This is a genomic window from Acidovorax sp. KNOB132 (assembly GCF_057541515.1).
The window spans coordinates 1-7,255 of record NZ_BAAJYT010000187.1 but is presented as its reverse complement, the minus strand read 5'-3'; the positions used below and the strand labels follow the sequence as shown (position 1 = coordinate 7,255).

The window sequence follows — 7,255 nt, the reverse complement described above, 5'->3', positions numbered from 1 at the left end:
CCGGCCTTGCCGCCCGCGCGCGGGGCAGGGGCTGCCGTGCGCGCCGGGCGCGGAATGCCGGCCCAGCCGTCCACCGTGTCGCGCACCGCATCGAACGCCCAGTAAAGACCGGTGGCCGTGAGCATGAGGTACACCACCAGCGCCCACGTGCCGACCACCGAATGCAGCGCCCACAGGAACGAGCGGCCCTTGAGCGCCGGATCGAACGTAAGCCAGGTGCGCCAGCGCAGCGGGTGGCGCGGCCAGCGCAGGTACAGGCCTGAGAGCGACAGCGCAAGCAGGCACAGCGCGAGCACGCCCGTGGCCACGCGGCCGGAGTCGCGCGGTAGCAGCAGCCAGCGGTGCAGCGCCTCGATCCATTCGAAGGCGTCCTGCCCCTTCAGCGCCGGCTGCAGCGTGCCGGTGTAGGGGTGCACGTAGACGGTGTCGCCCCGGCGCTCGCCGGGACGCGCCTGGAAGATCACCCGCGCCGCCGCGCCGGGTTGCGATTGCACCGTGAGGGTGCTGATGCGCGGGTGGCCGGGCACGCGCGCCACGGCATCCATGATCTGCTGCGGGGTGAGCATGGGCCCGGCGTGCGGCGTGACCTGGCGCACGCCGGGGTTGAGGGCGTCCAGGATTTCCTCATGGAAGGACAGCAGCGCCCCGGACAGGCCGATGACCACAAGCACGGTCCCCGCCGTGATGCCCAGGAACCAGTGCACCTGGAACCACGCCTGCCGCAGCGAGGGCAGCGAAAGCCGGCGCCATGGAGCACGCCGGGCCTCCGATGCCCCGCCCTGCGGCTGGCAAGCCCCGTCAGGGGCCAACGCACCAGCGCTCCGGGCCAGCGGCTGGGATGTGGCGCCGTCGCGGTTCACAGGCCCGCCCCTTCGCCAGGTCCGGCGTGCGCCAGAACCAAGCCGGAGACGGAAAGAGAGACAGCCCGCAGGCCGGAGCGGCGCGGGTCAAACGGGACAAGGCGGGACATAGCGGACGGAACCCAGGAAAGAAGCGAACGAGAAAAAGCCATTCCATCTGCAGCAGCGTCAACGCCCCACGCGGCGGTCTCCAGCCGAACGCCGGAACGAATCCGTCGGATGAGAATGATTGCTAATTTTATCGCCCCAGTCCACCCAGGGGCCGTGGCGTGCCCGGCCAGCGGGTTTCCGTCCCCGGGCTCAGTGGCCGGCGAAGTCCACCAGCGTGTACAGCGGCAGGCCCGCGTCCCGCAGGCGCTGCGAGCCACCCAGCTCGGGCAGGTCCACGATAGCCGCGCCCTCGGTCACCGTCGCGCCCAGCCGCTCCAGCAGATTCTTGCCCGCCATCATCGTGCCGCCCGTGGCGATCAGATCGTCGATGAGCAGCACGCGGTCGCCGGGCTTCACGGCATCGGCATGCAGCTCCACGGTGGCGCTGCCGTATTCCAGTTCGTAGGTTTCCTCGACCGTGGTGAAGGGCAGCTTGCCTTTCTTGCGGATCGGCACGAAGCCCACGTTCAGCTCGTAGGCCACGACCGCGCCCAGAATGAAGCCGCGCGCATCCAGCCCGGCCACCACATCGGGCCGCAGGGCCCGGTCCATGTAGCGGTGTACGAAGGCATCGATGAGCACGCGGAACACCTTCGGGTCCTGCAGCAGCGGAGTGATGTCCCGGAACTGCACGCCCGGCGCGGGCCAGTCGGGCACCGTGCGGATGTGCTGGCGAAGGTATTCGTTGACGCTGAGGGCTTGCATGGCGCGGTGGAGAAGGCTGGAAGGAAAAGGCCGCCCGCGCACGGCCGCACAGGTGCCGCCACGCCAGGGGGAGGGAAAGAAGGGAAGGAATGCAGTGTATCGGCGGGGCAGCCGCCTGCGGCTGCCAGGCGTTCACACCCGCAGCAAGGCGTCTTCCGCCAGCGCCAGCGCCGTGGGGTGGCCCGAGAGCACCAGCGTGTCGCCTTCGGCCAGCACCGTGGCATCGTCCGGCTGGGACATGCGGCCGTCCTTGTGGCGCAGGTTCACCACCCGCACACCCATCGCCTGCAGGGCCAGCGGCCCCAGCGCCTGGCCCAGCGGCCGCACCCCGGGGGGCAGCGTGATGGACGCCAGCCGCTCCTGGTCGCGCTCGGACACGGTGTCGTCGTCCGCCCCGTGGAAGTAGCCGCGCAGCAGGTTGTAGCGGGCGTCGCGCTGGTCCTGCACCAGGCGCAGCACCCGCCGCATGGGCACGCCGACCAGCGCCAGCGCATGGCTGGCCAGCATCAGCGAGCCTTCGATGGCCTCGGGCACCACCTCGGTCGCGCCGGCGGCCTGCAGTTTGTCGAGGTATTGGTCGTCCTGCGTTCGCACCACCACCGGCACCTGCGGCGCGTGCTCGCGCGTATTGGCCAGCACCTTGAGCGTGGCGGGAATGTCCAGGTACGTCACCGCCACGGCACTGGCGCGCACCAGCCCGGCCGCCATCAGGGCCTGCAGCCGCGTGGCATCGCCGTACACCACGGAATCCCCGGCCGCCGCGGCCTGGCGCACCCGGTCGGGGTCCAGGTCCAGCGCCATGTAGGGAATGCCTTCGCGCTCCAGCATCCGCGCCAGGTTCTGGCCGCAGCGCCCGTAGCCGCAGATCAGCACGTGCTTGCTGGTGTTGATCGACTTGCGTGCGATGGTGGTCATCTGCAGCGACTGCTGCAGCCAGTCGCTGGCGACCAGCTTCATCACGATGCGGTTGCTGTACAGGATGAGGAACGGCGTCGCCAGCATCGACAGCACCATCGCGGCCAGGATGGGGTTCATCAGCGCGGGCTGCACCAGCCCGTGCTCCTGCGTGAGCGACAGCAGCACGAAACCGAACTCCCCCGCCTGCGCCAGATACAGCCCGGTGCGAAGCGACACGCCCGTGGTGGCGCCCATGCCGCGCGCCAGCACCAGGATCACGCCGGCCTTGACCAGCAAGGGCACCACCAGGAGCAGCAGCACCAGCGCCCAGCGCTCCAGCAGGATGTGCCAGTCCAGCATCATCCCCACGGTGATGAAGAACAGGCCCAGCAACACGTCGTGGAAGGGCCGGATGTCCGTGCCCACTTGATGGCGGTATTCGGTTTCGGACACCAGCACGCCGGCGATGAAGGCCCCGAGCGCCAGCGACAGCCCCGCCGTTTCGGTCAGCCAGGCCAGCCCCAGCGTGATGAGCAGCAGGTTCAGCATGAACAGCTCGTCGCTCTTGCGGCGCGCCACCAGCGTGAGCCACCAGCGCATCACCCGCTGGCCACCCGCCAGCAGCACGCCCACCAGCACCGTGGCCTTGAGCAGCGCCAGGCCCAGCGCGACGAACAGCTGGTCCGGCCGGGAGCCGAGCGCCGGGATCAGCACCAGCAGCGGCACCACGGCCAGATCCTGGAACAGCAGGATGCCCAGCACGCGGCGGCCGTGCTCGCTCTCCAGCTCCGCCCGCTCGGCCATCAGCTTGACCACGATGGCGGTGCTGCTCATCACCAGCGTGCCGGCCAGGGCCAGCGCCGTCTGCCAGCCCATGTCCCAGATGCCGCCCACGTAGCGCGACAGCAGCAGCACACCCGCCATGGTGGCCGCCATGGTCAGTGCCACCTGCATCAGCCCCAGGCCGAACACGAACTGGCGCATGGCGCGCAGCTTGGACAGGCTGAATTCCAGGCCGATGGCGAACATGAGGAACACCACGCCGAACTCGCCCAGGTGGCGCACGCCTTCCGAGTTCTGGGCCAGCGCCAGCGCATGGGGCCCGATCAGGATGCCCGCCGCCAGGTAGCCCAGCATCGGCGGCAGCTTGAGGCTGCGGCACGCCACCACCCCCAGCACGGCAGCCAGCAGGTAGAGCAACGTCAAGGCAAGTGAGGACATGCACGGATGCTAGCCCAGGCGCGGCGCAGGCCCATGGTCCGGCCGATAGAATCCGCGCATGCTTTCCGCCCCCGCCGCGCCTGCGCCCTTCCATGCCGACCAGGCGCTGCGCCTGGCCCGCGAAACCTTCGATATCGAGGCCGCCGCCCTGGCCGGCCTGTCGGCCCGCGTGGACGCGAGCTTCGCCAGTGCCGTCGAGCGCGTGCTCGCCACCACGGGGCGCGTCGTGGTGATGGGCATGGGCAAGAGCGGCCACATCGGCCGCAAGATCGCCGCCACCCTGGCCTCCACCGGCACGCCCGCCTTTTTCGTGCACCCTGCGGAAGCCAGCCATGGCGACCTGGGCATGGTCACGCCGGGCGATCTGGTCCTGGGCATTTCCAACAGCGGCGAAAGCGCCGAGCTCACCGTGCTGCTGCCCGTGCTCAAGCGCCTGGGCGTGCCGCTCGTGGCCATGACCGGGGGGCTTCAGTCCACCCTGGCGCGCCATGCCGATCTGGTGCTGGACTGCAGCGTGGACCGCGAGGCCTGTCCGCTCAACCTGGCCCCTACCGCCAGCACCACCGCGCAGCTGGCCATGGGCGACGCCCTGGCCGTCGCCTTGCTGGACGCCCGCGGGTTCCGGTCCGAAGACTTCGCGCGCTCCCACCCCGGCGGGGCCCTGGGCCGCAAGCTGCTCACCCACGTGAGCGACGTCATGCGCTCGGGCGAAGAAATCCCGCGCGTGGCGCCCGGCGCATCGTTCAGCGAACTCATGCGCGAGATGAGCGCCAAGCGCCTGGGCGCCTCGGCCGTGGTGGACGATGCGGGCCGCGTGCTCGGCATCTTCACCGACGGCGACCTGCGCCGGCGCATCGAAGCCGGCGCGGAACTGCGCGGCGCGACCGCGGGCGAGGTCATGCACCCCGGCCCGCGCACCATCGCCCCCGACGCGCTGGCCGTGGACGCCGCCGAAATGATGGAGCGCCACGCCATCACCAGCGTGCTGGTGGCCCATCCCGACGGCCTTCTCATCGGCGTGGTGCACATCGGCGACCTGATGCGCGCGAAGGTCATCTGATGGACCAGCCCCTCGCCCACGCCACGGCCGGGGCGGCAACGCCCGCCAGCCAGCCGCTGCCGCCCCTGCGGCCCGCCCTGCAGTTCGATGCGCAACTGCTGATGCGCGCGCAGGGCGTGCGCGTGGCGTTTTTCGACGTGGACGGCGTGCTCACCGACGGCGGCCTGTACTTCAGCGAAGCCGGCGAGACGCTCAAGCGCTTTCACACGCTCGACGGCCACGGCATCAAGCTGCTGCAAAAGGCCGGAATCACCCCCGCCGTGGTGACGGGCCGCGATGCCCCCGCGCTGCGCCTGCGCCTGAAGAACCTGGGCGTGGTGCATGCCCGCTTCGGCACCGAAGACAAGCGTCCGGCCGCCGAATCCATCCTGGCCGAACTGGGACTCGACTGGGCGCAGGCCGCCGTGATCGGCGATGACTGGCCCGACCTGCCCCTGATGCGCCGCTGCGCCCTGGCCTGCGCGCCCTGCCATGCCCACATCGAGGCCCGTGCGGTGGCCCACCACGTCACCGCCGCAGCGGGCGGGGCCGGCGCGGCGCGCGAGTTCTGCGACCTGCTGCTGGTGGCCAGTGGCCGCTATGCGCAACTGCTGGAGGCCTACACCGCATGATCGCCACGCTGCGCCGGGGCTGGGACCGGCTGTCCATCTACCTTCCCGTGGCCCTCATGGGGCTCATGGCGCTGGGCACGTGGTGGCTGGTGCGCAACGCGCCCACACCGGCCAAGCCCGTGCAGGAGCGCCCGCTGACGCACGAGCCGGACTATTTCATGAAGACCTTCTCGGTCAAGAGCTTCGATGCCACCGGCCGGCTGCAAAGCGATGTCCGCGGCGATTTCGCGCGCCACTACCTGGACACCGACACGCTGGAGATCGACAAGGCCCACATGCGCTCGGTCGCGCCCGATGGCCGTCTGACCATCGCCACGGCCGACCGCGCGCTCACCAACGCGGACGGTTCCGAGGTGCAACTGTTCGGCAACGCCATCGTCACCCGCGAGCCCCTGGTGCGTCCCGGGCGCGAGCCGCTGCCGCGCCTTCAGTTCCGGGGCGAGTTCCTGCACGCGTGGCTGAACGACGAACGGGTGCAGTCGAACCAGCCAGTCACGCTGACGCGGGGCAAGGACCAGTTCACCGCGGACACCATGGACTACAACAACCTCAGCCAGATCATGCAGTTGCAGGGCCGCGTGAAGGGCATGCTGATGCCGCCACCCGGCAAGTGACCGGCACCGGACGGCGCACGATGCCTAACCACCCCTCAGGAGCCCCCATGCCTTCCAGCCCCCTGGTGTTCATCACCGGCGCATCCAGCGGCATCGGCCAGGCGCTCGCACTGCGCTTTCACCAGGCCGGGTACCGGCTTGCGCTGGTGGCCCGCCGCACGGCAGAGATGCAATCGTGGGCCAGCGCAAGCAACATCACGGCAGATAGCTATCAAATTTATAGCGCCGATGTGGCGCAGCCCGACAGCATCGTGGCGGCGGGCCAGGACTGCATGGCCCGGCAAGGGGTGCCCGATGTCGTCATCGCCAACGCGGGCATCAGTGTGGGCATGGACACTGCCGTGCGCGAGGACATCGACGTGATGGCCCGCACCTTCGCCACCAACAACATCGGCATGGCGGCCACGTTCCAGCCGTTCGTGGATGCGATGGCCCAGCGCGGCAGCGGGGCGCTCGTGGGGATCGGCAGCGTCGCCGGCATCCGGGGCCTGCCCGGCCACGGCGCCTACTGCGGCAGCAAGGCGGCGGTCATCAGCTACTGCGAAAGCCTGCGGGGCGAATTGCGTTCGTCGGGGGTGCGGGTGGTCACGCTGTGCCCGGGGTACATCGACACCCCGCTCACCCGGCAGAACCGCTACGCCATGCCCTTCTTGATGCAGCCCGGGGACTTTGCCGACCGCGCGTTCGCCGCGATCCGCGCGGGCGCGAGCTACCGCGTCATTCCCTGGCAGATGGGCGTGGTGGCCAAGTTGCTGCGTGTGCTGCCGAACGGGCTTTTCGACCGCCTGCTGTCGGGCCGCCCGAGAAAGCACCGGCAAAAAAGCGGGGCTCCGCACTGACCGGGCACGAGGCCCGCCTCAGGGTTACAGCCGGCGGCGCCCACAAAAAAGGCCCCTGACAAGGGGCCTTTTTTGGTTGCGCGAGAAGCCTTCACGGATGGGAACGGCCCTCGCTGCGGGAAAGGATCAGTAGCCGCCGTTGCCACCACCACCGTAGCCACCACCACCACCGCTGCGGCCACCGCCGCCGCCATTGCGCGAACCGGAACCATAGGGGCTGCGGAAACCGCCATCGCCGCGACCACCGCCGCCGCCATAACCACCGCCGCCGCCTTCGCCACGGCCACCACCACCGTAG

Annotated in this window: 7 protein-coding genes; 4 read left to right on the top strand and 3 right to left on the bottom strand. The window is 70.1% G+C overall.

Annotated elements, in window-relative coordinates:
• The 3 genes from AC27IO_RS18230 to AC27IO_RS18220 form a co-directional block, all read right to left on the bottom strand.
• Window positions 1-704 (bottom strand): PepSY-associated TM helix domain-containing protein (locus AC27IO_RS18230; RefSeq protein WP_498740046.1); only part of this gene is annotated, 704 nt, incomplete at its 3' end.
• Between the two features lie 456 nt (window positions 705-1,160).
• Complete coding sequence (locus tag AC27IO_RS18225) at window positions 1,161-1,715, bottom strand: adenine phosphoribosyltransferase (protein ID WP_092742468.1); 555 nt, start codon at window positions 1,713-1,715, stop codon at window positions 1,161-1,163.
• A gap of 132 nt (window positions 1,716-1,847) precedes the next feature.
• Window positions 1,848-3,833, bottom strand: a complete 1,986-nt coding sequence (locus AC27IO_RS18220; protein ID WP_317359889.1) for a monovalent cation:proton antiporter family protein — start codon at window positions 3,831-3,833, stop codon at window positions 1,848-1,850.
• Between the two features lie 58 nt (window positions 3,834-3,891).
• On the opposite strand from AC27IO_RS18220, the gene AC27IO_RS18215 reads away from it, so the two are divergent.
• The 4 genes from AC27IO_RS18215 to AC27IO_RS18200 are packed head-to-tail and all read left to right on the top strand — an operon-like array spanning window position 3,892 to window position 6,957.
• Window positions 3,892-4,893: a KpsF/GutQ family sugar-phosphate isomerase gene (locus AC27IO_RS18215; protein WP_317359887.1), complete on the top strand. Its 1,002-nt coding sequence runs from the start codon at window positions 3,892-3,894 to the stop codon at window positions 4,891-4,893.
• Window positions 4,893-5,504, top strand: coding sequence for a KdsC family phosphatase (locus tag AC27IO_RS18210; protein ID WP_498740043.1), 612 nt, complete (start codon window positions 4,893-4,895; stop codon window positions 5,502-5,504). Before AC27IO_RS18215 ends, AC27IO_RS18210 begins: the two co-directional genes overlap by 1 nt.
• Window positions 5,501-6,118: an LPS export ABC transporter periplasmic protein LptC gene (lptC, locus tag AC27IO_RS18205; protein ID WP_317359884.1), complete on the top strand. Its 618-nt coding sequence runs from the start codon at window positions 5,501-5,503 to the stop codon at window positions 6,116-6,118. Before AC27IO_RS18210 ends, lptC begins: the two co-directional genes overlap by 4 nt.
• A 47-nt stretch (window positions 6,119-6,165) precedes the next feature.
• Complete coding sequence (locus AC27IO_RS18200; protein WP_498740041.1) at window positions 6,166-6,957, top strand: SDR family oxidoreductase; 792 nt, start codon at window positions 6,166-6,168, stop codon at window positions 6,955-6,957.
• The last annotated feature ends 298 nt before the right edge of the window (window positions 6,958-7,255 follow it).

Bases quoted from the DNA above. Each gene is read 5' to 3' on its own strand.
- AC27IO_RS18225 (WP_092742468.1), bottom strand. From the start codon at position 1,715: ATGCAAGCCCTCAGCGTCAACGAATACCTTCGCCAGCACATCCGCACG.
- AC27IO_RS18220 (WP_317359889.1), bottom strand. From the start codon at position 3,833: ATGTCCTCACTTGCCTTGACGTTGCTCTACCTGCTGGCTGCCGTGCTG.
- AC27IO_RS18215 (WP_317359887.1), top strand. From the start codon at position 3,892: ATGCTTTCCGCCCCCGCCGCGCCTGCGCCCTTCCATGCCGACCAGGCG.
- AC27IO_RS18210 (WP_498740043.1), top strand. From the start codon at position 4,893: ATGGACCAGCCCCTCGCCCACGCCACGGCCGGGGCGGCAACGCCCGCC.
- lptC (WP_317359884.1), top strand. From the start codon at position 5,501: ATGATCGCCACGCTGCGCCGGGGCTGGGACCGGCTGTCCATCTACCTT.
- AC27IO_RS18200 (WP_498740041.1), top strand. From the start codon at position 6,166: ATGCCTTCCAGCCCCCTGGTGTTCATCACCGGCGCATCCAGCGGCATC.